This is a genomic window from Streptomyces sp. NPDC086554, assembly GCF_040686095.1.
Taxonomy (GTDB): Bacteria; Actinomycetota; Actinomycetes; order Streptomycetales; family Streptomycetaceae; genus Streptomyces.
Map to the genome: position 1 here is coordinate 61,138 of NZ_JBFBJK010000020.1, position 24,620 is coordinate 85,757.

22 protein-coding genes, 1 tRNA gene and 1 other RNA gene are annotated in these 24,620 nt (G+C 68.6%); 11 read left to right on the forward strand and 13 right to left on the reverse strand.

The annotated features are described in order from the left end of the window. Nucleotides 1-48: 48 nt before the first annotated feature. The 5 genes from AB0O76_RS29770 to ffs form a co-directional block, all read right to left on the reverse strand. Nucleotides 49-1,536, reverse strand: a complete 1,488-nt coding sequence (locus AB0O76_RS29770; protein ID WP_365497212.1) for a N,N-dimethylformamidase beta subunit family domain-containing protein — start codon at nt 1,534-1,536, stop codon at nt 49-51. 211 nt (nt 1,537-1,747) lie between these two features. Further along, nucleotides 1,748-3,598 carry a hypothetical protein gene (locus AB0O76_RS29775; RefSeq protein WP_365497214.1) on the reverse strand — a complete coding sequence of 617 codons (1,851 nt, stop codon included), beginning with the start codon at nt 3,596-3,598 and terminating at the stop codon, nt 1,748-1,750. A gap of 349 nt (nt 3,599-3,947) precedes the next feature. Then, nucleotides 3,948-5,201, reverse strand: coding sequence for a phosphoribosylamine--glycine ligase (gene purD / locus AB0O76_RS29780; RefSeq protein ID WP_365497216.1), 1,254 nt, complete (start codon nt 5,199-5,201; stop codon nt 3,948-3,950). A gap of 377 nt (nt 5,202-5,578) precedes the next feature. Next, nucleotides 5,579-7,804, reverse strand: a complete 2,226-nt coding sequence (locus AB0O76_RS29785; RefSeq protein ID WP_365497218.1) for a DNA polymerase III subunit gamma and tau — start codon at nt 7,802-7,804, stop codon at nt 5,579-5,581. Nucleotides 7,805-7,849: 45 nt separating this feature from the next. Next, nucleotides 7,850-7,948: signal recognition particle sRNA small type (gene ffs / locus AB0O76_RS29790), an RNA gene on the reverse strand. Nucleotides 7,949-8,078: 130 nt separating this feature from the next. Between ffs and AB0O76_RS29795 the strand changes: the two genes are divergently transcribed. Further along, nucleotides 8,079-8,163: transfer RNA gene (locus tag AB0O76_RS29795), tRNA-Ser, on the forward strand. Between the two features lie 297 nt (nt 8,164-8,460). Here AB0O76_RS29795 and AB0O76_RS29800 read toward each other — a convergent pair. Continuing rightward, the gene (locus AB0O76_RS29800; RefSeq protein ID WP_365497220.1) at nt 8,461-8,661 is read right to left on the reverse strand and encodes a hypothetical protein; all 201 of its coding nucleotides are present in this window, start codon (nt 8,659-8,661) and stop codon (nt 8,461-8,463) included. A gap of 56 nt (nt 8,662-8,717) precedes the next feature. Further along, nucleotides 8,718-9,092 carry a hypothetical protein gene (locus AB0O76_RS29805; RefSeq protein WP_365497222.1) on the reverse strand — a complete coding sequence of 125 codons (375 nt, stop codon included), beginning with the start codon at nt 9,090-9,092 and terminating at the stop codon, nt 8,718-8,720. 583 nt (nt 9,093-9,675) lie between these two features. On the opposite strand from AB0O76_RS29805, the gene AB0O76_RS29810 reads away from it, so the two are divergent. From AB0O76_RS29810 to AB0O76_RS29840, 7 genes are all read left to right on the forward strand, one after another. Beyond that, nucleotides 9,676-9,954 (forward strand): CopG family transcriptional regulator, encoded by a 279-nt coding sequence (locus AB0O76_RS29810; RefSeq protein ID WP_277741537.1) that lies wholly within the window; start codon nt 9,676-9,678, stop codon nt 9,952-9,954. Then, the gene (locus tag AB0O76_RS29815; protein WP_365497224.1) at nt 9,951-10,376 is read left to right on the forward strand and encodes a PIN domain-containing protein; all 426 of its coding nucleotides are present in this window, start codon (nt 9,951-9,953) and stop codon (nt 10,374-10,376) included. The genes AB0O76_RS29810 and AB0O76_RS29815 overlap by 4 nt, the downstream gene beginning before the upstream one ends. Before the next feature lie 524 nt (nt 10,377-10,900). Beyond that, complete coding sequence (locus AB0O76_RS29820; protein ID WP_365497226.1) at nt 10,901-11,554, forward strand: hypothetical protein; 654 nt, start codon at nt 10,901-10,903, stop codon at nt 11,552-11,554. A 203-nt stretch (nt 11,555-11,757) separates the two neighbouring features. Beyond that, nucleotides 11,758-12,630 carry a hypothetical protein gene (locus AB0O76_RS29825; RefSeq protein WP_365497426.1) on the forward strand — a complete coding sequence of 291 codons (873 nt, stop codon included), beginning with the start codon at nt 11,758-11,760 and terminating at the stop codon, nt 12,628-12,630. Nucleotides 12,631-12,710: 80 nt separating this feature from the next. Further along, complete coding sequence (locus AB0O76_RS29830) at nt 12,711-13,022, forward strand: hypothetical protein (protein WP_365497228.1); 312 nt, start codon at nt 12,711-12,713, stop codon at nt 13,020-13,022. A 7-nt stretch (nt 13,023-13,029) separates the two neighbouring features. Further along, a complete protein-coding gene (locus AB0O76_RS29835) occupies nt 13,030-17,391 on the forward strand; it encodes an RHS repeat-associated core domain-containing protein (RefSeq protein WP_365497230.1) in 4,362 nt (1,453 codons plus the stop codon). Continuing rightward, a complete protein-coding gene (locus AB0O76_RS29840) occupies nt 17,391-17,777 on the forward strand; it encodes a hypothetical protein (RefSeq protein ID WP_365497232.1) in 387 nt (128 codons plus the stop codon). Before AB0O76_RS29835 ends, AB0O76_RS29840 begins: the two co-directional genes overlap by 1 nt. A gap of 701 nt (nt 17,778-18,478) precedes the next feature. On the opposite strand, the gene AB0O76_RS29845 is transcribed toward AB0O76_RS29840, so the two are convergent. From AB0O76_RS29845 to AB0O76_RS29855, 3 genes are all read right to left on the reverse strand, one after another. Beyond that, nucleotides 18,479-18,739: a hypothetical protein gene (locus AB0O76_RS29845; protein ID WP_365497234.1), complete on the reverse strand. Its 261-nt coding sequence runs from the start codon at nt 18,737-18,739 to the stop codon at nt 18,479-18,481. Nucleotides 18,740-19,214: 475 nt separating this feature from the next. Beyond that, entirely contained in the window at nt 19,215-19,499 is a 285-nt protein-coding gene (locus AB0O76_RS29850; protein ID WP_360777343.1) for a hypothetical protein, read from the reverse strand. A gap of 74 nt (nt 19,500-19,573) precedes the next feature. After that, nucleotides 19,574-19,933: a hypothetical protein gene (locus AB0O76_RS29855; protein ID WP_365497236.1), complete on the reverse strand. Its 360-nt coding sequence runs from the start codon at nt 19,931-19,933 to the stop codon at nt 19,574-19,576. Between the two features lie 823 nt (nt 19,934-20,756). Between AB0O76_RS29855 and AB0O76_RS29860 the strand changes: the two genes are divergently transcribed. The 3 genes from AB0O76_RS29860 to AB0O76_RS29870 all read left to right on the forward strand — a co-directional run bounded on the left by AB0O76_RS29860 (nt 20,757) and on the right by AB0O76_RS29870 (nt 22,394). Beyond that, nucleotides 20,757-21,263, forward strand: coding sequence for a hypothetical protein (locus AB0O76_RS29860; protein ID WP_365497238.1), 507 nt, complete (start codon nt 20,757-20,759; stop codon nt 21,261-21,263). A 220-nt stretch (nt 21,264-21,483) separates the two neighbouring features. Continuing rightward, nucleotides 21,484-21,771, forward strand: coding sequence for a hypothetical protein (locus AB0O76_RS29865; RefSeq protein WP_365497240.1), 288 nt, complete (start codon nt 21,484-21,486; stop codon nt 21,769-21,771). A gap of 326 nt (nt 21,772-22,097) precedes the next feature. Beyond that, nucleotides 22,098-22,394, forward strand: a complete 297-nt coding sequence (locus AB0O76_RS29870; protein ID WP_365497242.1) for a hypothetical protein — start codon at nt 22,098-22,100, stop codon at nt 22,392-22,394. Nucleotides 22,395-22,576: 182 nt separating this feature from the next. Here AB0O76_RS29870 and AB0O76_RS29875 read toward each other — a convergent pair whose 3' ends face one another. From AB0O76_RS29875 to AB0O76_RS29885, 3 genes are all read right to left on the reverse strand, one after another. Beyond that, nucleotides 22,577-22,927, reverse strand: a complete 351-nt coding sequence (locus tag AB0O76_RS29875) for a hypothetical protein (RefSeq protein ID WP_365497244.1) — start codon at nt 22,925-22,927, stop codon at nt 22,577-22,579. 458 nt (nt 22,928-23,385) lie between these two features. Continuing rightward, the gene (locus tag AB0O76_RS29880; protein ID WP_365497246.1) at nt 23,386-23,637 is read right to left on the reverse strand and encodes a hypothetical protein; all 252 of its coding nucleotides are present in this window, start codon (nt 23,635-23,637) and stop codon (nt 23,386-23,388) included. 385 nt (nt 23,638-24,022) lie between these two features. Beyond that, complete coding sequence (locus AB0O76_RS29885) at nt 24,023-24,388, reverse strand: hypothetical protein (protein ID WP_365497248.1); 366 nt, start codon at nt 24,386-24,388, stop codon at nt 24,023-24,025. Nucleotides 24,389-24,620 lie beyond the last annotated feature (232 nt).

Sequence of the window (24,620 nt, forward strand, 5' to 3'; positions counted from 1 at the left end):
GGGATGTCCTGATGGTGAGTGCGTTCGGCCTCAGTCCCGCGTTCGGCCTCAGTCCCGTTTGCAGATGCGGTCCAGGAGGTTGGCCGTGGCGCGCTGGATGCGGGTGTCCACATGGCCGGGGCGGTCGAGCGCCGGCGACCAGGCGAAGGTGCCGGAGGCGAAGACCAGGGCGCCGGACGGGGCGCGGTAGAGGGACGACTCCTGATGGCGGGTGACGCCCTCGCTGTCCTCGTACGGGGAGTGGGCCAGGAGGATGCGGCCCTGGTGCTCGGGCAGGGCGGTGCGCGGGAAGTAGCGGTCGGCCTCGCCCGCGACCAGGCCCTCGATCTCGTCGCCCTCGTGCGCGCCCGTCGCCTCCCACAGCCAGTGGTCGGCATTGCGTACGACGAGGGGGGCGGGGTCCGGGACACGGCCCGCGTACTGGATGCCCAGGAGCTCCTGCTCCGCTTTGTCCTGCTCGCGCCAGAGGGCGGGCCTCCCGGGGCCGTGGCGCTTGCGGCAGGTGAGCAGGCGGTCCTCGACGCCGGACGGGGATGGGCCCAACTCCACCTGCCAGTACATGGTGTTGGCGGAGAGGAAGACGAGGGACGTGCCGTGCTCGCGGGCCAGCTCCGTGGTGCGGCGCATGGTCGCCGACCAGTACTCGTCGTGGCCCGGGAAGACCAGGCCCCGGTAGCGGGTCGGGTCGATGCGGCCCGCGTGCAGGTCGCAAGTGTCGGCGTACGCGAGGTCGTAGCCGTACCGCTCGGCCCAGCGGATGAAGTCGTAGGCGTGACCCACGTGCAGGGGCAGGCCCGCGCCCGCGTACGGCCGGTCGAAGGAGACCGTGTGGGCGGCCTCGCTCTCGCCGAGGAGGCGGCCCTTGTCGTCCCACGCGTGATAGAGGCTCGCGCCCGTGCGGCCGTCCTCCGGATAGAGGTTGTACGCCTGCCAGGTGATGTCAGGGAGGAGGAGCAGCAGGTCGGCAGGGTGGCTGTCGCGGACCGTGAAGGGGACGTGCGAGCGGTAGCCGTCGAGGGTGGTGAGGACCGCCACGTACGCCCCGATGTTCCAGTAACTCGGGATCTGCAGACGCCAGGAGAGCCACCAGTGGTGGCAGGAGACCGTGCGGTCGGCGGTGAGCGGGGGCGGCTGGACGATGCCGGAGAGGCGCGGGCTCGTGGTGATCTTCGACGCCCCGTCCCCGCCGTAGTGCCCGATGCGGTAGATGTCGACGCTGAACTGCTGGGGCGGGTCCACCGTCACATGGAAGTCGATCGCCTCGCCGGGGGCCGCGGCGCCGGTGGAGGTGAAGCCCTTGATCTGGCCGTGTACGTCGTCGGCCGTGCGAGGGCCGTTGGTACGCGTCCGGGGTGCGGGGATGTTGCGCGCGCCGGGGGCCGGGGCGTGGTCGATGTACCAGGGGACGACCTGGCCCGTGTCGTCGAAGTAGTGCTCGGCGCCCCGGAGCCAGGGGAGTGGGCCCTGGCCGAAGGGGTCGGTCACGGCGTGCGCCAGCGCGCCCGATTCCCACCTGCGGATCTGCTCCGACCCCATGTGTGTACCCCTCCCTCACTCCCCCGAGATTGCGCTGCGCTGTGCTGTCCCTTGCCCCCGTGCGGTGTTGCCTCTGACATGTCCGGTCCGGCGGCCGGTCCCAGCACATCACATTACGCACGCACTCCGTCACCGTTCGTCGCTAATCGACGAGAACGGAAGGGATCCTTCCGGGGGTTGGGTGACTGCATCCCGCGGGCCGGGGCTCGGCTCAGACGAGTCGCACCGGCTTCTCCGGGCGGACGCCCAGGCGGGCCAGCCAGCCCTTCAGGGGGATCGGGTCGCCGTCCTCCACCAGGCTCAGGACGTGCGGCGTCAGGTCCGCCGCCCGCTCGCCGTCCACCAGGAGGGACGGGCCGTCCAGCCAGTCGAGGCCGGGTGCCGCGCCCGCCGTGTCCACGGCCGCGCAGCAGACAAGGGCCGTCACGTGGTCGGCGAGCAACTCCCGGCCCGTACGCACCGGTTGGAGCGGGAAGAGCGGCAGCATGCCGTCGTCCCACAGCGCGTCGTCCGGGCCCTGTCCCGCCGGGGCGGGGCGTGGCGGGGCTGCGGCTTCCTCACGGGCCAGCTCGGCGCTGAGCCCCGCGGCCAGGAGCCCGCCGGGGCTTTCGGGGGCCGCTTCGTCCTCGGGCGCCGCTGCGTCCTCGGGGGCGAGAGCGAGGTCGTCCGCCGGGTTGGTGGATGTGTCCGGGGCGGGCGGGTCCATGGCGGTCTTTTCCCTGGTGGCCATTTCCGTGGCGGGCTCCGTGCCCCCGGTGTCCGGCGCCGTCAGGTGGTCGAGGATGCGGCCCAGGGTGGGGCCCTTGGCGTCACGGGCTGTCGGGTCCGTGACGTGGCCCACGCCCAGGGAGTCGAGGACCCGGTGGAGCCGGGCGGCATCCGCACGCCATTTGCGGTCGACGACCTCGTCCGGATACTCCTGCCAGGCCACCGGCGCCCAGCCAGGACCCGGCTCCGCGGGCCCGCCGTGGAAGAGGCGGGCGGCAAGCAGGGACGCCGCCTCGTCCACCGAGCCAGGCTCCTCCAGGAGGTCGCAGGCGGGGCGCTCGCCCAGGCGGGACGCGAAGCCCTCGGCCAGGCGGTCCCTGCGGGACAGCTCGGTGAGGGCGGAGACCACGCCCGCGTCGAGCCGTGACGGCCAGCGGCCCATCCGCCAGGCGGGCAGCGCGACCTTGGTCAGGAGGCGGTCCCACCCGGCGTACGCCAGGCCGACCTGCTCCTGGGCGACGATCCGTACGCCGTAGTCCACGGCCTGGGCGCGCTCGGCGGCCGCTGCCGCGACGCCCCGCTCCATCTCGCCCGCGTGCCCCCGGCAGCCGCGCAGGAGCAGCCGGGCCACCCAGCCGACACCGCCGAGGACCGTGCGCGTGAGCGGGCCGCGGCCCGGTGCGGAAGTGACCGCGACCGCCGCGTCGAGCCCGCGCACGAAGCGCCGGGCCGCGGCTATGTCGGGGTGCGCCGAGGGGCCCGTGCCGGCCACGACCGGGGCGAGGACCGCGCGCAGCTCGCCGACCCGCATCCACCACAGGAACGGGGAGCCGATGACGAGCACCGGGGCCGCGGGGGGCTGGCGGCGCGGGGCGGGGCGGCCGTCCCGTACGCCATTGCCCTCTGGCGTCGGCGGGGGCGAGGCCTCCGCCGGCGGGCCGTGCGCGGGGTGGGTGCGGTCCTCCAGCCAGCTGTCGCAGTCCGGGGTGAGCGCTATGGCCGATGGCGCGGGCACGTCCAGGCGGTCGGCCAGATCCCGCACCAGGCGGTACAGATCGGGGGCCGAGCTCTCGGTGATCGGGACCGTGGGGCTGACAGCGGGCCTGGCGCGGGCGACGACGAGCGCGATGCCCGCCGCGGCGAGCAGCACGACGGCGGCGACGGCCGTCACGATGCCGCGCACCACGTCCCAACTCCCGCCGGTGACATGGCCCGTGGTCCCGCCGGCGAGCAGCACGACGGCGACGGCCGCGGGCAGCAGTGCGACGGCAAGGGCCCTGCTGCGGATGCGCAGCACGGCGAGCGCCTGGGAACGCGCGGACTGCACGCCCACTTCCACACCCGTACCTGACACGACCTACGTCACCCCCTGCTGCCTGCTCCGCCTGCTGCCCCGCCGCCGGTGGGGACCGGGGCCGAGGGCGGACGGCAGCCGCCGATGGATTTGCTCACTCCCCCACTGTGGCACCCGCCACTGACATCGCAATGCCGGTGGTCTGTTTGGCTCTGGGCACCTGAACCGCTTGCGCCGCACCCTAGTTGGGGTGCCGGGCATCGTCAGCCGGATGGGCCAGCGGTCACTCGATGGAATGGCTTTGGGTAAAGCTGGATGACGATCAGGCCCCGGATCGAGTGTCGGATCCGGGGCCTGTGAGCTGTTCGCGGGTGGCGCGTGGGCGACCTTGGTTACGCCTCCGCCTTGGTTACGCCTCCGCGGCCGCCTTCGCCGCGATGTCGGTGCGGTGCTGGGAGCCGTCGAGGCGGATGCGGGACAGCGCCGTGTACGCGCGCTCGCGCGCCTCGGTCAGGTCCGCGCCCGTGGCCGTCACGGACAGCACACGGCCGCCCGCGCTGACGACCGCGTCGCCGTCGCGCTTGGTCCCGGCGTGCAGGACGTACGCGTCCGGTGCATCCTGCGCCACGACGTCGCCCAGTCCCTCGATGGGGTCGCCGGTACGCGGCGTGTCCGGGTAGTTGTGCGAGGCAATGACCACCGTCACCGCGGCGTCGTCGCTCCAACGCAGCGGGGGCAGGTCGACAAGGGTGCCGTTGGCCGCGGCGAGCAGGACTCCGGCGAGCGGGGTCTTCAGGCGGGCGAGGACGACCTGCGTCTCGGGGTCGCCGAAGCGGGCGTTGAACTCGATGACACGTACGCCGCGGCTGGTGATAGCCAGGCCCGCGTACAGCAGCCCGGAGAAGGGGGTGCCGCGCCGCCGCAGCTCGTCGACGGTGGGCTGCAGAACACTCTGCATGACCTCGTCGACCAGCTTCGGGTCGGCCCACGGCAGGGGCGAGTACGCACCCATGCCACCCGTGTTCGGCCCTTCGTCCCCGTCAAGGGCGCGCTTGAAGTCCTGGGCGGGCTGGAGCGGGACGACGGTGACGCCGTCCGTGATGGCGAAGAGGGAGACCTCGGGGCCGTCGAGGAACTCCTCGATGACGACGCGGTCGCAGGCGAGGGCGTGCTCGCGGGCCGCCTCGATGTCGTCGGTCACGACGACGCCCTTACCGGCGGCGAGGCCGTCGTCCTTGACGACGTACGGAGCGCCGAAGGCGTCGAGGGCTTCGGCGATCTCCTCGGGGGTGGTGCAGACGTAGGAGCGTGCGGTGGGCACGCCGGCGCCCGCCATCACCTCCTTGGCGAAGGCCTTGGAGCCCTCCAGCTGGGCGGCCTCCTCGGAGGGCCCGAAGCAGGGGATTCCGGCACCGCGTACGGCATCGGCGACCCCGGCGACGAGGGGGGCCTCCGGGCCCACGACGACCAGCTCGGCGCCGAGGCGGGTGGCCAGGGCGGCCACCGCGGTGCCGTCGAGGGCGTCGACCTGGTGCAGCTCGGCCACGTCCGCGATGCCGGCGTTGCCGGGGGCGCAGTACAGGGCGGAGATGTCGGGGTCGAGGGACAGAGAGCGGCACAGGGCGTGTTCGCGGGCACCACTGCCGATGACTAGGACCTTCACGGTGGTCAGCCTAGCGGCCACGATGCCCTGCGCTTGTACGGGATGCCGAGGTCACCCTGTGGGTGAGGTTGTACGTTCCTCCAGAGCTGTGGGTGATTTGTTCCGTCCGGGGCGGCCCCGGCATCCCGCCGCTCCCCGCCGGGCCTTCCCGCCCGCCCACCCGTCTACCCCGAAGCGCAGGCCCGGGGGCTGCGGGTGTCGCCTGCCCGCGCGGGCTGTCCCGGGGGGTGGCCGGTCCTCGGGTGCGGGTCGTGTCCGGACTGAACCGCCGCTTCGCGGCGGATGTTTCCCGCCCACCCGCCCGATCGCCCCGAGTGCGGGGCGGGGAGCCTCTGGGCCGCCCGGGGCCCAGACCTCGGGTGCTCTGGGCCCGCGGCTCAAGGCTCGTTCGTGTATTCCTCGACGATTGTTGCGCCCAGTTCGCGGACGATCAGGTCGTGGCCGGAGAGGGCCGATTCGACCAGGTCGGGGTCGTCGTCGGCCGCGGTGTCGTCCTCCGGGGAGACGTGTTCCGGGGCCGAAGGGCGGGGCTGCGGGGAAGGGGCGGGGGTCGGTGCCGGTGCGGGCCGGGACGGGGGCTGCGGGGGCGCCGCCGGAGGGGGTGTCGGCTGGTTCTGGGGGGCGGGGCGCGGGGGCACGGGCGCGCTTCCCCCGAAGTTGGTCGCCGCCGGGGGCGGGGCCGAGCCGCCGGAGGGGTCGACGATCGCCTCGACCTTCCACTGCACGCCGAACTGCTCGGACAGCGCCTGTCGCAGCACGTCCTCACTGCCGCTGCTCGCGAAGTTGTCCCGCGCTCCCGCGTTGACGAAGCCGATCTGGAGCGTCGTCCCGTCGAACCCCGCCACCTGGGCGTTCTGGCTCAGCAGGATCCAGGTGAACCGGCGGCGGTTCTTCACCGCCTCCAGGATGTTCGGCCACAGGCTGCGCGGGTCGGGGCCGCCCGCGGGGGGCGCCTGGGCAGCCATGGGGGCCGGCGCGGCCGCGGGTGCCGGGGACGGCGTCGGTGCGGGGGCCTGCGGAGCCGGGGCCCCGCTTCCTGCGGGGGCCGCCGTGGGCCAGCCGCCCGGTCGCGGGGCCGCCTCTGCGGGAGCAGGAGCGGGAGCGGGAGTGGAAGCCGCCGGGGCCGCGGGACCGGTGCCCGGCGTCGAAGCCGTCGGCCAGCCCCCGGGCCGCCGCTCCCCTGCCGGAGCAGGAGCAGGGGCGGCGGGCTCAGGAGCAGCGGGAGCCGGCGGAGCAGTCGGCGGAGCCGCCGGTGCCTGGTCGCCCTGCGGCGCCCCCGGCCCCCGTACCGCCGCACGCGCGGCGGCCGGTCCGCCACCCGGAGGCACCGGCGCCACCGGCGCCCCGCCGCCCGGCTGCGGCTGCTGCATCCCCGCATGCGCCTCGGGCCCCGGAACGTACGCCATCGCGGGAGCCGCGCCCTGGCCCCCGCCCGCCATGAAGTTGCCGCCGCGCTCAAGGCGGTCGAGGCGGGCCATGACCGAACGCTCGTCGTCGTACGCCGCCGGAAGCAGCACGCGCGCGCAGATCAGCTCGAGCTGCAGCCGCGGCGAGGTCGCCCCCCGCATCTCCGTGAGCCCCTCGTTCACGAGGTCCGCGGCGCGGCTCAGTTCGGAGCCTCCGAAGACGCCCGCCTGGGCCTGCATCCGCTCGACGACGTCGGCGGGGGCGTCGATGAGCCCCTTCTCGGCGGCGTCCGGCACGGCCGCGAGGATCACCAGGTCGCGCAGCCGCTCCAGGAGGTCGGCGACGAAGCGCCGCGGGTCGTTGCCGCCCTCGATGACGCGGTCGACGACCTCGAAGGCCGCCGCCCCGTCCCCCGAGGCGAAGGCGTCCACCACGGAGTCGAGCAGCGACCCATCCGTGTACCCGAGGAGGGACGTCGCCATGGCATACGTCACACCGTCCGAGGCCGCGGAGGCGAGGAGCTGGTCCATGACGGACATCGAGTCACGCACGGAACCGGCACCGGCGCGCACGACCAGCGGAAGGACACCGTCCTCGATGGCCACCTGCTCACGGCCGCAGACCTCCGCCAGATACTCCCGCAGGGTGCCCGGGGGCACGAGGCGGAAGGGGTAGTGATGCGTACGCGACCGGATCGTGCCGATGACCTTCTCGGGCTCGGTGGTCGCAAAGATGAACTTGAGGTGCTCCGGCGGCTCCTCGACCACCTTCAGCAAGGCGTTGAAGCCCGCCGAGGTGACCATGTGCGCCTCGTCGATGATGTAGATCTTGTAGCGGCTGCTCGCCGGGCCGAAGAAGGCCTTCTCGCGCAGGTCACGGGCGTCGTCGACGCCTCCGTGGGAAGCGGCGTCGATCTCGATGACGTCGATCGACCCCGGGCCGTTCCGCGCCAGGTCGCGGCAGGACTGACACTCGCCGCAGGGCGTGGGCGTGGGACCTTGCTCACAGTTGAGGCAGCGGGCCAGGATGCGCGCGCTCGTCGTCTTGCCGCAGCCGCGCGGGCCACTGAACAGGTAGGCGTGATTGACCCGGTTGTTTCGCAGCGCCTGCTGCAGCGGGTCGGTTACATGCTCCTGCCCGATGACCTCGGCGAACGACTCCGGGCGATAACGGCGGTACAGCGCGAGAGACGACACGCATACGAGGTTATAGGCGACCACTGACAACCCGGACCGCCCCAAACGCAAAGCGCCCCCCACGCACCCGCCAGAGCCGACCTACCCTTGCTGCCTTCCGGCCCTGGGGGAGTTCAGTCAGATAGCGCCACGTGAGGGGCTGGCCCCCACAGTAGCGGATCCCCCACCCCGGAAGCGAAGCCGGTCCCGGCCGCGACCGCCCCGAGGACGATCACGGCGACGACCTCGGGATCGTGTTCGCGAGCACTCCCCAACGTCTTGTATTGTTTGCGGCGGAGGATTCGCCTAGTGGCCTAGGGCGCACGCTTGGAAAGCGTGTTGGGGGCAACCCCTCACGAGTTCGAATCTCGTATCCTCCGCAGTCGCCTGAACAGGCGAAACAAGGACCCCGGACCGCTTCAGCGGCCGGGGTCCTTGGCGTGCTTTGGTCTCAGTTACAGTCTCATTTAAATCCGACATCTACGACATTATGCGCGGAAGGGCGCCCGGGCAGAACGTTCCTGTGGGGCGCCGCCTGCCGTACCGCCGGAGGGTTCTACTTCCGCGCGATCGAACCCGCCCGTTCCCACGTCGCACGTCGCCCCAGAGGGCCGGAGGCCAGGACATCCGCGCGGCCCGGCCCTTTGACGTTGCACTCAGCCTCCGGCGACCGGTCCTCAGTCCCATCGCCTCGCGAACTCAGCTCCGGCCAGCAGGTCACCGGTCCGCACGATCGGATCATCAATCCCCATGGCCACCATCACATCGGCGGCAAAGGCTACGTACTTTCCGTTCACCTTCGTGACACGGCAGGGGAAGCGGTCCGCCCTCACCAGTCCAGACGCCTTCGATGCGTCGACCCCGAGGAGATCTGCCACCTTGCGTAGGGGCATTGGCTCGGCCAGCCACTGCGACAGTCGCCTTGCACTTGGGCTCACTCGGTTTCCTCCCGCGGTGCGTCAAGTTCGTCGGGCTCGCCCTCGGGCATCCGCCCCGAACCCGAGGCGAGGAACTCGCCCAAGATCCCGAGACGGTGCAAGGCAGCACCCATGCGTTCGCCGCTGATGCGCTCCCACAACAAAGGGTCCGTCTCGTCGACCACCTGGATGTCCGACTCCTTGCGGATGGGCGAGTAGCCGTCATCAAATCGGCTCACGCGGTCGACAAGGCTGTGCGGATCCGTCGTACGCTCGGCGGGATCAGCTCGCTCCACCGCCCAGCCAGCGGCATTGGCGGCTCGGACGACCTCGCCACGGACGTCGTCACCTTCAGCGGCCAGAGCCAGCCCGTACAACGCACCGAACACCATGGCTGACCTCACCTCCGCAACGTCAACGCAGAGCCTCCTCGACACTCTCGCAGCCGGCTTCCGCAGGTAGGGGATGAGGAAGTACAGAGCGAGCAATTGGCTGCGCTGAGCCAAGTTCGGGACGTCGCTGCGGGCATCGCGGCCCACGGATCGCCACAATGCATCCCGCAGAGCATCGTCAGCGGCTTCGCGTGCCGCCGCTTCCTTCGCTTCCGAGAGCGTGAGGTGCTCACCAACCGAACATCTCTCCCAGGGCCCGTGTGGACAGACCAACTGCCCACTGAGCAACTGGGCAACCTTTAGTTCAACCGACCTGAAGACGTCTGCCGAAGGCAACAAGGACACGGACACTCCTCCCGTCGTTTCGCCAACGGCGGGAGGATCGCCATCGCGAAGGGCAGCCATCCACATCCACCAGCGCATGCGCCGGTAAGAGTGAACGGCACGAGGCGACCGAGTGACACGGCACGACCTCGCGACCATGTGCGGGAAATGCTCATGGGTTGACCATCTGCCTCCCGGGTCTGACTGATCACAGCAATCCCTTGGTAGGGGCCTTTGCACCAAGAGTATGGTCTCCTGTATGGCAACCAAGAAAGTGACAGTGACGATCCCCGAGGATCTCCTGGACGAGATCCGCGCCGAGGCGGCTGAGCGGGGACTTTCGGCGTATGTAGCCGAAGCGCTGCGATTCAAGCGCGACCGGGACCGGCTGCTGGAACTGGTGGACTGGCTGCAGGAGGAACATGGCCCGGTCACCGGGGACGAGCGCGCGGCAGCACTCGCGGAACTGGAAGATCTCGACGCCGAGCATGAGCGCCGTCGCACCACCGGAGGACACAACGCCGGAGAGGCCGCGTGAAGAAGCGCGCCAGTGAGCACAGCCAGCAGTCACTGCGCGTCTTCGTACTCGACTGCGAGGCATTGTCCCTGGCCGTGCGCGGCGACCGGAAGATGATCGCCTGGCTCGACCTCGCGGCGCGAGGTGAGGCCGAGGTAGTGACTTCCCCGATGACGCTGGTCGAGGCGTACGACGGCAGAACCACCGAGCAGCGCTGGGTCTGGGTGCTCTCGCGACTCAAGGTCACCGACATCGGCAAGGACGAGGCCCGCCAAGCCCGCCGGCTTCTGGCCGACGCCAAGCTGCACGGCCACAAGTACGCGATCGACGCCGTGCTCGCGGTCGTCGCCCGACAGCAGAAGGGACAGGTCACCGTCTTCACCTCGGACGTGGATGACCTGGAGAGGCTGGTTCCACACTCGATCGTCGTCAAGAAGGTATGACCCAGCGCTCTGGTCTCAGTTCTGGTCTCATTCACCCCCGTCCAGCACCGTCCACCGGGCGCCCCGTGCCCCTTTCCACCGCAGGTCAGGACAGCCCCGTGCATCGCTGAACCCCCGGGCGAAGACTTGGAAGGCGTGTTGGGGGCAACCCCTCACGAGTTCAATCTCGTATCCTCCGCACTCGCCCACCTGGGCAAACGAAAGGGTCCGAACGCTGAGCGGCCGGGCCCTTCTTCGTGCGTGGTAGTAGTTGCCGTGCCCACGTCCACCACGTCCGTGACTCGTGAGCTGCACTGGGCACAGCGGGCACCACCACGGACACCGACCAGAGCACGGAGCCGGGCGGCCCCCGAGAACACACCCCATCAGGCCGCTTCTCAGCCGGGCAACGAAGCGCAAGCAGCCGCCATCAACAGGTATGCCCGGTACGTCTCAGCCAAAGCCCGACCCGCGCTCCTCGTCACCAGTCGGCCACGGATAGCGTTGCTTCGCTCGGGTAAACCCTCACCTCACCGGAGACAACAGTGACTCGCTCGACCCGGCGCGTGGTGGCCGCGCTCACGGCCTCCGCCGCCCTGCTGCTGACCGCCTGCGGCGGATCGGACGACAGCAAGGACAACGACAAGATCGCCGGCGCTGACGCGGGCAGCGGGAAGTCGGCATCGCCGTCGTCATCCGCGCCAGCGGACGGGGTCGACCGGCCGGAGATCAAGCTGCCCTCTGACGTAAAGCTCACCTTCACTCCAGAACGGGCGGGGGATTCGGTCAAGGACGCGATCCTGCGGGACAACGCGGACATGATTCGTGCGCTCAACATGGCCATCGTGGCTGGAGATCCTCAGCTGCCCGCCCTGGAGTTCTACACCGAGGGCGAGGGTGCTGTGGCCGCCCGGGACTGGGCGAAGTCGTTCAAGGATGCGGGCTGGACCGTCACCGGGACGGTGCGCTATTTCGACCGGAGCGTGAAGGTCAAGTCCAAGGACAGCGCGGCGATCGGATACTGCGCCGATGAGAGCAAGGGCTTCAGCAGAGACGTCAAGACGGACGAGATCAAGCGGACGAAGGTGACGAAGGACAGCTACGTCGCCTACAGCGCTCAGCTCAGGAAGAACAAGCAGGGAGTCTGGGAACTCATGAAGATGGCATCCACCCGCGGCGCGACGGGCTGCCAGCCGTGAGTCAGCTCCTCCGTACCGCTACGGCCGCGATCGCGATCGCGATCGCGGCCGTAGCGGGAGCGGCCTGGCTGTGCGCGGCGCCTGCCGCCGTCGCGGACCAGAAACCTCCCGGAGGAGGCGGCTCATTCGGTGGCGGGCCGGGAAGCGACGCCGCCGTCTCCGGCGATGCCAGCGGCCCCGCCCTCTCGGCGTCGGCCAAGGGGATCGTCTACGACTTCTCGAAGAACGGAAAGGGCAGCTCCGCCGGTCCCGTCACTTCGTCTTCCGCAACGTGGACTCCCCCTGCCTGCTACTACGCTCCCAAGTACACCCCGAAGTCACTTGAGGCGTACATGCGGTACCAGTGGATGGGCACATCCACCACCGAAGAGTGGAACAAGGAGACGCAGGGCCAGTACGTCGACAAGGACGGCGACTCCGACAAGGACTTCAACAAGGACAAAGCCGACAAGGGGGATTGGTGGGGTGCCTTCGTGACCGAGGGGCGAGAGGCTGACCCCGCGGCGCAGGACTGCGACAAGATCCCCTTCTGGGTCGACAAGGGGGACCTGCCTCCCGCTGACGCTCCGCAGGCCGTCACCCCGGAAATCCTCGCGCAGCTCGCCTACTCCGAGATTCGTGTTCCCGGTACGAAGGTTGAGTTGAAGCCGCAGAACAAGTCGACGGTGAACCTGCCGACGTGGGCGTGGCTGGAGAAGGCAGAGTTCAAGCCAGTGTCGGTCACCGCCTCCGTTCCCGGACTCGGGATCGAAGCAACCAGCACGGCCGAGCCCGCCGCACTCAAGATCGAACCGGGGACGCCAGATGCTGAACTGCACCCGGCCTCCGGACAGTGCCCGATTCAGGGCGGCCGCATCGGCGTGCCGTACAGCAAGGGCAACAGTGGCGACACCCCTCCGTGCGGCGTGACGTACTTGCGGGCGTCCGGCGACGACGCGTATCAGCTCAAGGCCACCGTCACCTGGAAGATCCATTGGACAGGAACCGGGATCGAGGGCGAACAGAAGCTTCCTGATGGCGTGTTCGGCACTGAACAGGCCGTCGTCGTGCAGGAGATCCAGTCCATCAACCGCTGATCCGAGGCTGTAGGCCAGCCCGGTCTGTAAACGTCAGCGCATCACACGCAGAACCATCTCAAGCCATGGGGGCGGGCAGCATGTCGGACTTGAAGAAGGATGCGGAATCGCTGCACAAGGCGGCCTCCGCGCTGGGCAAGGTGGATGACCACACCCGCAAACCGCTGCACGACTTCAAGGCCGCCTCACACGACATGTCCGCCTTCGGCGTGCTGGGCTCGCTGATGAGCGCCAAGGACGACATCCAGGACGGCATGGACACCATCGCCAAGCTCACCAAGAACCTCCACAAGGAGTGGGAGGCCGAGGCCAAGTTCCTGGGCGACGTCTCCGACGCCTTCGACCTGCTGGACATCCTGCTGAGCGCAGCGGCCCGCGCCAAGAAGGGCTGAGCCGTCCATGGGCTTCGACATCCCCGGCATCGACGCCGACGACCTCAACCCGCTGAAATGGATCAACAAGGCCAACCACGCCTTCGGCGACACCCTCGCCAGCAATCTGGAGTTCCTCGGCATCACCGACCCCGCCGTCGACCCCGACGGCATCCGCGAGATAGCCAAGCAGTGGCGGGCCCTGGCCAAGGGCCTCGACGCCGCCGCGCACGACGCCAAGTCTGCGCTCAAGGACCTGGAGTGGGAGGGCGAGGCCGCCAAGGCCCTCCACAAGCGGGCCAAGGCCACCCGCACGCAGGCCACCGACATGGCCGACTCGCTGCGCGACGGCGCCAAGGCGCTGGACGACTTCGCCGACGAGGCACACGAGCTGCTGACCGAGATCGGCGTAATCCTCGCGGAAATCGTCGAGTTCGAGATCGCGGGCCTGGCCCTGTCCGTGCTGACCGGCGGCCTCTCCGCGATCGCCGGCAGCCTTGCTGCTGGTGCACGGGCCGCGAAGGTAGTGGCGCTGATCGCCCGGATCGAGAAGTCCGGCACCCGCATGGCCTCCGTCATCCGCACCGTCATGGAGGCGATCCGCGGCCTGGAGCGGGCGCTGAAGGCCCTCGGAGAGATCAGGACGATCGCGAAGGCCGGCAAACTCGCGGGCGACGGCATGAAGTTCGCCGCTTTCGACGCTGCGCTGCAGGATCCGGGGACCTTCAAGGACCCGGGCAAACTGGCGGAGACCCTGGCCCTGGGGGCCGCCTTCGGGGTCGGTGCGGGAGGTCTGGGCAAGCTCCTCGGCAAGGGCTTGGGCAAGCTCAAGCCCAGCGAACTCGCCAAGCTCGGACAGAAGTTGGGGCTCGACGGCTCGGGCCTGTCCCGACTCAAGCTGCGCCCTTCGGAGTGGGAGAAACTGCCCGCATCCATCCGGGCCGCGCTCAAGAAGTGCGACCTGGACCCGATCGATGTCGCCACCGGCGACATGCTGCTGCCGCAGACCGACGTCGCACTGCCCGGCACCCTGCCCCTGATCCTGGAGCGCACCCACGTCTCCTCTTACCGTTGGGGCGGCTGGTTCGGCCCGTCCTGGGCCTCCACCCTCGATCAGCGTCTCCAGGCCGACGACGACGGCTTCATCTACGCCGCCTCCGACGGGGCCCGGCTGATCTACCCGCCGCTCGCTCCCGACTCCGCCGATCCCGTCTACTCGGAAGGCGGCTCGCGCCTGTCGCTCAGCTGGGACACCGAAGTCGACGCCGCCCTGCGCATCACCGACCCGGACACCGGGCACTCGTACGTCTTCCACACCCCGCAGCCCATCGACGACGACACTGCCGTGGACCTGCCCCTGCAGTACATCGAGGACCGCAATGGTCAGCGCATCACCCTTCACTACGCCGACGACGGAACCCTGACCGAGGTCACCCACTCCGGCGGCTACCGCATCGCCGTCGATCGCCATCCCACTCTTCCCCGCATCGCGGCCCTGCGCCTCCTCGACGCCGAGCACACCAAGGAACCGGGGACGTTGCTCGTCTCGTACGGCTACAACGACGACGGCCACATGAGTGAGTTGACCAACTCCTCCGGCCTGCCGATGCGGTTCACGTACGACCAGGACGGCCGGATCATTTCCTGGACCGACCGGAACGACTCTTCCTACCGCTACATCTTCGATGAGCGGGGCCGGGTCATCCGTACCGAGGGCAGCGGGGGCTTCCTCTCCGGCACCCTCATCTACGACGACGCTTCCCTCACCACCACCGTCTCCAACTCCCTTGGCCATTCCCGCCGCTACGAGCACAACGAGGCGCACCGCCTCATATGTGAGACGAATCCCCTCGGCCATACCATCCATAGGGAGTGGGACAACAGCCATCGGCTGACCGCCGTCACCGACCCGCTGGGCCACACCACCCGCTACCTATACGACGAGCACGGGCGAATAACGTCCGTCGTCCGCCCGGATGGTCATGCGACGACAGGTGAGTACAACAGCCTCGGTCTGCCCACCATGGTGATCGGCCCGGATGGTGCCACCTGGATCCAGGGATACGACGAGCGGGGCAATCGCACTTCTGTGACCGACCCCGCCGGGGCCACCACACAGTTCACGTACAACGAGTGCGGGCACCTGACGCAGGTCACTGACCACGTCGGCCGGATCACCCGTATCCGCTGTGATCACGCGGGTCTCCCACTCGAGATCACCGACCCTCTGGGCGCGGTCACCCGCAGTGAGCGGGACGTCTTCGGTCGCACTGCCGCCCTCACGGACGCGCTGGGCTCCCGCACACGGCAGGAATGGACGGTCGAGGGACATCCGGCGCGTCGTATCGCACCGGACGGCACCACGGAGTCGTGGACGTACGACGGAGAGGGCAACTGCACCAGCCACACGGATCCCGCAGGCGCGTGCACGCGTTTCGAGTACAGCCATTTCGGCCTGATGGCAGCCCGCACCGAGCATGACGGCACCCGCTACACCTTCGTCCATGACACCGAGCTACGTCCCATCCAGGTCACCAACGGGCAGGGAATGACATGGCGGTACAGCTATGACCCCGCAGGACGCCTGGTGGCCGAGACGGACTTCGACGGCCGGAGCATCGCCTACGCCTACGACCTGGCCGACCGACTCACCTCCTGTACCAACGCTCTCGGACAGACCGTCCGATACACGCGTGACGCACTTGGGCAAACCATCCACAAGAATGCTGACGGCGCCATCAGCACCTACGCCTACGACCTCGCCGGACACCTCGTCCACGCAACCGGCCCGGACGCACACCTGGCCCAAGAGCGTGATGCCGCCGGGCTGCTGCTGTCCGAATCGGTCAACGGGCGTACGGTCACCCACGCCTATGACGTTCTGGGTAACCGCATCAGCCGCACAACACCCACCGGTGCCACCAGCAGATGGAGCTACGACGCGGCGGGCCGCGTTACCCAACTCGCCGTGGGCGAGCACACGATTCGTTTCGACCACGATCCGGTAGGCCATGAGCTGGCCCGTCACATCGGTGAGTCGCTAACAGTGGCCAGCGTCTTCGACGACCTCGGCCGCCTGACCCAGCAGTCCATAACCGACAACAACAACGGCAGCAGTGTCCAGCGTCGCAGTTACACCTACAGGCACGACGGCAACCTGATCCATCTCGCCGACCAACTGAACGGGGCCCGGGACTTCGACCTGGACGTAGCCGGCCGGGTCACCGCTGTCCGCGCCTTGAACTGGGCCGAGACGTACGCCTACGACGCAGCGGGCAATCAGACCGAAGCCTCCTGGCCCAGCTCTCACCCCGGCCACGAGGCCACCGGCGCCCGCACTTACAGGGGAACGCACATCACCGGGGCTGGCGGCACCCGCTACGAGCACGATGCGGCGGGCCGCGTCACCTTGCGCCAGAAGGCACGGCTCTCGCGAAAGCCCGACACCTGGCACTACGTGTGGGATGCCGAGGACCGTCTCACGTCAGTGATCACCCCGGACGGCACCCGATGGCGGTACGCGTACGACCCGCTCGGCCGCCGTATCGCCAAACAGCGCCTTGCCGACGACGACACGGTGCTTGAGCAAACGGACTTCACATGGGACGGCGCCACTCTGTGCGAACAGACCACGACATCGGTCGCCTTGCCGGATCCCGTCACTCTCACCTGGGACTACAGAGACCTGCGCCCGATTGCTCAGACCGAACGCCTCAACGTCGCTGGAGAATCCCAGGACGCGATCGACTCACGCTTTTTCGCCATCGTGACCGACCTTGTCGGCACTCCCACCGAGCTCCTGGACGAGACCGGCTCCATCGCCTGGCGCACCCGCGCCACGCTCTGGGGCACGACCACGTGGGCGTCCGACAGCGCCGCGTACACGCCGCTCCGGTTTCCTGGACAGTACTTCGACCCGGAAACCGGGCTGCACTACAACCACTTCCGCCACTACGACCCCGAGACCGCGCGCTATCTCAGCCCCGATCCGCTCGGTCTCGCTCCGGCTCCCAACCCCGTAGCCTACGTCCACAATCCGCATAAATGGATCGACCCTCTCGGACTGGCGTGCACACAGCCGCAGCAAACGGTGATTCAAACTCCGGAAGTAGTCGCGCCCAAGCCGCTGAAACCACACCAGGTTTTGGATGAATGGCAGAAGTTCCTGGGCAACGGTCCGTACACCAACGTCCACCCGCGGACAGGAAATTCGGACCCCGATCGTCTAGTATCTGCCGATGGGCTGCGCAGCATCCGGATGGGCCCACACGAGATGAACAGCAAGCCGACCAAGTTCCATTTCCACAAAGAGACTTGGACGTTCATCGCGCCCACCAATACATGGATCGTGGATAACACCATGGTTAGAGTTCCACTGGGATTGAAGTAATGCGAATCGAAGTGCTTGAAATCCTCGACGCTGAATGCCGAGAAGTGCGATTCAGGAGCGAACTGGGTGATGCCTGGGGGGTATGGCAAGCCGACGTCGTGCCGAGAGAGGGCCCGTTCGACGTGGAGGTCGACATCCCCGAGGAGATTTCGACCTGGCTCCCGGGCGAAGGAGGCGCCGACAGGCTCGACGGCGACCCATCACGCCGACAGGCCGTGACGGTGCGGGGAACAGTTCAGACGGTTGACGAGGGCTCCGTGACGAGTCTCCGCGTCGGTCGTGACATCGTGCTCATCGAAATGGCGAATGAAACCGCGCCGCCTCAGCCCGGATCGACGATCACGTTCGACACACCGGAGATCCATCTGTATCCCTACCAGCTCTGATGCGAGATTCATGAGGGCATGCGATCGTCGCGGTGCCCGCCGTGATCGCGAGACAGCGGAAGGGGCAGGGCACCGCCTTCGCCATCGGACGTGGACGACCTGGAGCAGCTGGCCCCGGACACGATCGTCGTCTAGAAGGCATGACCCAGCGCCCTGGTCTCAATTCTGGTCTCATTCACCGGCGTACAGCACGGTTCGTAAACCCTACCCGCCCCGGCTGCGCCGCAGGTCAGAACGTTCCCGTACGCCCCAGAACCCGCGGACGAAGACTTGGAAAGCGTGTTGGGGGCAACCCCTCACGAGTTCGAATCTCGTATCCTCCGCCAGTGCCTCACCGGGCACGAATCGAAGGGCCCCACCGTTCGCGGTGGGGCCCTTCGACGATTCTCAGTGGGCGTTCTGTGAGCCAGGGCTTCGCAGAGGGCCTTGGCCCGCAGGCCCTGCTCGTCGTCCTCGAACAGGACGAGGATCTGCCGGTAGGCGGCTCGGGGCCGCCGGGGTCGCTGTCCTCGACGATCTCAGGACGGTCTGGCGGGTGATGCCCAGCCGCTCCAACCGTCTTCCACGGCGGCGGATCACGCCAGGTCGGGGTAGTCGTGCCGGGATCCGGCGAGCCATCACGTCGGTCATCGACCAGTAGATCATCGAGACCGCGCCGGCCGGCAGTGCTTCGTGGTCGCGGGCCAGGCGGCGGTGGAGCATCAGGGTGCCAAAAATCTGCTCGACCACCCACCGCTTCGGTACTGGCGCGAACCCCTTCGTCTGCGATCACGCGAGACCACCTCGACGTCGATGCCCAGCGACCGGCCGTGCTCGACGACAACGTTCTTGAACCCGGCATCCACCCAGCCCATGGTCACCGACGGGTTTGCCGCGGCTACCTTGTCCAGCAGCGTGATTCCGATCGCGTTGTCGTGGACGCTCGCGGCGACCACGATCATGGCGATGAGCAGGCCGAGCACATCGGTGGCGATGCCCCGATTGCGGCCCCGGCTCCTCTTGCCCGCCGAAGTAGTAGTACACGGCGGTGTACGGCAGGAAATCGTGCGGCAGGTAGCGCCCTATGTGGAATCGATCAGGGCTGGCCTGTCGTCATGGCCCCCCATCAGCGAAGGCGCCTTCGGGGTGGTTGGGGCAGGTGTCCGCAGACGAGTCCTAGGGGACCGTGCCCCGTTCCCGGCAAGGGGCTCTCGTCCAGGCGGCCACCTCACACCAGCCGCGTTCGAAACAGACCTGCCGCCCGCGACCGGGCCGGGCGGCAGTCGGACCTCTCACCACGTCTCCACGGCACCTCTCGGGCCCGGTGACACCACCCCAGGCCATCCGATCGGCCGGGGGAGCAGCCATATGCCGGGCCCGGAGGTCAGCGGCCCTCTCGCAGGACCGCAAAGAACATGAAGAGGGAGGGCCTTGGGGAGGAGCGTGTAGCGCGGCTGCTCAGAACGCCTGGCTGTTGCAGCCCATGTCCGAACCGAGGTGGGTGTCCTGTGCGCCCGGGTTGCCCTCGCCGTTGAGCGCGTTGGCCAGCACGCCGTTGAGGGCGCCGACGCTGCCGAGCAGGTCGATGTTCATGTCGTGCGAGCGACACTCGATGCCCTGCGTGACGTCGAAACCACCGTCGTGTGCCCCCGCCTCGCCGTGTGCGACGGCGGTGCCAGCGCCGAAGGAACCTACACCGCCGAGGACGGCGCCCACGATGACGGCCTTCTGAAGCATGCGCATTCTTTCTCCATTGGTCGAGCGGATGTGATCCGCAGCAGATCGGGTTGGGAGGGTGGACAACTGCGGGGAGGCCATCAGCCGAGTCGGGGCAGACCGAGTTGGCCCACGGGAGGCGCCGCGATCTGTCCGAGGCCGACCGGGGATACCTGCGGTGCGCCGCCGGGCGCGATCAGCGGATTGATGATCGGGTTCACCTCCGGGTTCACCTGCGGGTTCACCTGCGGGGCGACACGCGGCGTGGGCTCCGGCTGGAAGGCCTGGGGCAGGGCGACCTGCGGGGCTACCTGCGGCATGACCTGCGGCGACGTCTGCGGGTTGACCTGCGGCGCCGGCTGCGGGGCGGCCTGCGGCAGGACCGGCGCCGCCTGCTGCTGAGGGGCGGCCTGCTGCGCGGCGTACGGCGAGCCGGAGGCCTGTGCAGTGCCACTCGACACGGCCGAGGCGGAGGCGTAACCGCTCTGGTGCTGCGGGGCGGGTGCGGGAGCTGGCGCCTGGGGTGCTTGCCACTGCGGGGCGGGTGCGGGAGCCGGCGCCGGGGGCGCTTGCCACTGCGGGGCGGGTGCGGGAGCCGGCGCCGGGGGCGCTTGCCACTGCGGGGCGGGTGCGGGAGCTGCCGCCTGGGGCGCCGGGTAATCGGGAGCAGGCGCCGGAGCGCCGCTGTACCCGACGGGAGAGTCGGCATGGCTGACGCCGGCGCCGATGGCGGACAGACCGCCGGCCGCTGCTGCGACGAGCACGGCCTTGTGAAGCTTTCGCATGGAACCCTCGGCCCTTCAATACCTGTGCAGGGAAATCCGTTGTATTTGAGTGCAGCCCTGCGTGCGCCCAGCATGATGTTCGTACTGCGCCCCAACGGGGGCAGTCCTGGGCTGTCACGTGGACTTCACGCCGGAGCCGACAGAGTCTCTCTGCTGGATTCGTGATCGCTGCCCTCTCCCAGTTGGCAACGACATTTCCTCCGGCTCGGTCACGGGACCCAAAAGTCCGTCACCCGTTTGCGATCGATCGGATTAACGGCTTTGTTCCCGTCCGATGTGGCCCCGGCTGACCGGCGTTCCGCTGATGATTCACACCCTCTGCCAAATGGGTGACCACACCCCGGCTCCCGTGACTGAGCCCGTACTGTTCTCGTTCTCCACTCGGCTAGAACGATGGTCCATCACAGCCGCACAAGGCAGCAAAAACAGCAACAACTGCACTGGCTCATCAGCATTTCAGTACGTTCCAAACACAGGTCAATGAAGGGCCGAGGGTTCCATGCGCAAGTTTCAACAGGTCGCGCTCGTCGTCGCAGCTGCCAGCGGTCTGTCCGCCATCGGTGCCAGTTCCGCCATCGGCGCCACTCCCGTCGGGTACAACGGTGCTGTTCCGCCCCCCGCTACGCAGCCGGACGCCCAGGCCGCCTCGATGACCAACTCGCAGGCCAGTGTGCAGAGTTCCGGCTCATCGGCCCCGCAGCAGCAGGCGGCGCCGCAGCGGCCCGCCGAGGTCAGCCCCCAGGTCAGCCCCCAGCTGAACCCCCAGATCAGCCCGGAACTCTCCTCGCAGCCGGCAGCACAGCCGCCCCAGGCGAACGGGCACGCGCAGGCGCAGGCGCTGGGGCAGAACCAGCACAACCTCTTCCGTCCGTACCAGGAGTGCAGCCCGCAGTCCCTGCTCGATGCGAATCTCCCGGTCGCCCTGCTCGCCGCCGCCGAGACCCGGGGCGTCGACTGCACCCAGGCCAACAGCCAGGCGAACGCCGCCGCGAGCGCCCAAAGCTAGGGCAGCCGGACGGCCGGACATCAACGCCCAGCACGGGCCCTTGGGGGATCGTCCCCCAAGGGCCCGTTCGCGTGCGATGCGGCTTCAGGATGCTTCCGCGACAAGATCGCGAGATCCGGCGCGTCGCAGTCCGTTTTGCGGGTATTTCGTACTAATCTCCCAGCACTGTACGAAGTCGATCTATCACAGATCGCGTTCACCTCACTCCACCGGAGATGACATGCACAAGCTTCGCAAGGCTGCCGTCCTGGTCGCTGCCCTCAGCACCGTCGGACTTCTGAGCGCCGGCACTGCCCACGCAGGCGGGGACGGGGGCCACGGCAAGGGTGGCAAGCTCGACATCCACCAGAGCTCCAACTGCAAGTCGCACGACCTGAACCTCGACATCCTCGGCCAGGTCGGCATCCTCAACGGCCTGCTGGGCAACGCGCTCAACGGTGAGGGCAACCCGGGCGCACAGGACACCCACCTCGGTTCGAGCATGGGCTGCAACAACAGCGCCTTCTAAGCGCGTGACGGTCGCTTAGACGGCCGAGAGCGGGAAAATGGCCCCGGCACCAAGCCTCCAGGCGCGGCGCCGGGGCCTTCTTCTGTGCCTGTGTCGAAATGACCATCAGGTCGGCATTGTTGGCGGCGGCCGAGCCGACGGGGCCAGGTGCCAATGACGCAATTCGCTCACGGGGCACGATATTTCCCGACCATCGGCCAAGGCAGTGAGGATTCCCCGAATTCGGCGCGCCGCACGATGGTGTGGGGATATTTCTTATTAGTCTCCGTAATTGAACGAAGTCGATCTATCGCAGATCGCATTCACCTCACTTCACCGGAGATGACATGCACAAGCTCCGCAAGGCCGCCGTCCTGGTCGCTGGCCTCAGCGCCGTCGGACTCCTGAGCGTCGGCACCGCCCACGCCGATGGCGGGGGCGGCCTGGGCTCGGGCAAGGACGGCAATGGCGTCAAGATCAATCAGAGCACCACCTGCAGGTCGCACGACGCGAACGTCGACGTCCTCGGTGAGGTCGGCATCCTCAACGGCCTGGGCGGCAACCTGCTGAACGGCGAGGGTAACTCGGGCGCACAGGACACCCACCTCGGTTCGAGCATGGGCTGCGACAACAGCGCCTTCTAGGCAAGTAAGTCGGAACCTTCCTCGGTGTCCCGGCCACGGGCCGGGGCACCGAGGTTTCTGTATCGCCGGGAATCCCTGGCCCATATCGCCGATGGACGGGACAGTTCCGGTCGAACGTCATCCCAGAAATTCAAAATGTCGGACCGGGAGCGGATCCCGGCCCGACATTCGCCGATTGTGCCTCAGAATGCGAGGTGAGGTCGCTTGAACTTGAAGCCCTTGGGCAGATGCGCCTTGTTGGAGCATTCCAGAATCGGCCCGACGTGCTTGGATCCTTTGCTCACTGCGTGGTCGTTGGGCAACGGCGGCTGACTGACCGTCTCGCATTCTTGCGTCTGCCTGATGAAATACCTGCCGTGCTTGTCGGCGTGGACGGTCTCGCTCTTGCGAATGCAGATGGTTTCACCCTTGGCGACGTTGGTCTTGCAATCGCCTGGGCGTTCATGGGCGTACGCCTGCTCGGCGCCGACGTAGATTACGGCGAGACTTCCGAGGAGCCCCGAGACGGCTGCGAGCTTCTGCCGGCTGAACATGTGCTGCGCTCCTTACAATCGAGGCCCGGGCGCCAGGGCCGTTGATCGGCGTGCGCCCGAGCCGTGGAAAAGCTCCAATTTGATGCAGCCCGGGCGCGCACCCTGGTGGGTTTGCTGCGCCCGGGCTGCCTTGCTGTTGAGGCTGTTGTCCAGCACACCGTTGAGCTGCCCGAGCTGATCCAGGTCGTGGACATTCAGATCGTGCGACTTGCATACGGTGCCTACAGTGTTCTGGCAGACGTCGATGCGCCTGTTGTGGTACTCCGAGGCGATGCGCGACGCGATGGTCCGCGAGGCGACCGATTGCCGGGCCGACCAGCGTGCGGGCTGCGGCGCGGCACGTGCGAAACGGCTTATGGGGCCCACTGTGGCGTGGGGTACGGAGCCACTCGCCCCGCGACCGCTTCGGCTACGACCGCAGCCCGCTGCAACGTGCGCATCGAGCCCTCGGCGCTTCTTTACTGCGGCCCGCCGTGACCCTGCGGCGTGTAGCTGACACCGTTCTGCGGCGCGAACCACGGAGCCCCCTGGTGGCCGCCGTGCGGGTGACCCTGCGGGGCGCCCCAGTTGGCCACGGCGTTGGCTTGCGAGGAAGCAATCGCGGTGACCCCACCGTCGTCGCCGCCGTGAGCGAAGCTGACGCCCGCGCCGAGGGTGGAGAGCCCTGCGACCGCTGCGGCTACAACCGCGGCCCGCTGAAACTTGCGCATAGTTTGACCCTTTCTTAGCTGGGCGTGACGCCCTGGCTTGACTACTTAATGTGAGCATATACACACGCATCGTAGCCATTTGGGATCTCGGGTCCTTTTGTGTGCGTGTCGGGCTATTGCGAGGCACCCCTCCGTCCGCCCGGCCGCGGACTCGAAGGGGGGGTGAGGCGGCTGGTAAGGCTGCCGGTCGTGGGCGCACCGCTCTCCCTTGAAACGACGCTGCCTCGGGGTCGAGTCACGGGAGGTGAGGGGCAGTCACCCGTTTGCCCGCCGACGCGCGGACGCGGAAGCAGCGAATGACCGGCCCCGGTTACCCCGGTCCGGCCATCCGCTGCTTGAAAGGTGAGGAAGGTGCCTGAAGGTTCCGGAAGGATCCGCCCCGGGCTCAGCCCAGCAGGCGCACCAGTCCCGCCGGAATGTCGTCGTTGTTGTCGGGTGCCGGGTTGACGGGTGCCTCCGTCGTGTTGGGCGAGTTGGGGTTGCAGGTCACCTCGGGCCCGAGCCGCGTCTGCCCACCGCTCAGAAGGCCGACGACGGGCAACGTCAAGGGCTGCACCGGCGTGCACTTGTCCTGGCGGACGACGAACCGTTCACCGTCCGGCGTCACGATGGTCCGTTGGACGCAGGTGGTGTTGCCCTGCCTGTCGACAGGGCAGGCGCCCGCGGCAGACGCCTGGGCGCCGCCGGCAAAGGTCACGACGAGGCTGCCAAGAAGCCCCGAGGCGGCCGCGATCTGCTTCGTGCTGAACATTGATGCGTTTCCTTTGTGGGGGGTACCCCGGGCGCCCCGCGCGGCGAACCGGCCGCGCCGGGCGCTGGGGATATCGGAGGGGCGGGCTCCGGCGTCCGACCCATGTCCGGGACGTTCGGGTCCGATTCGCGCCGAGCCGATAGTCGCCGCCTGTACCTCCGTCAGTGCGGGCGGTACCGGCGCCGAGGAACGCGATGCTGCCGAGGGCGACTTCCGCGACGTCCGCCGTGCG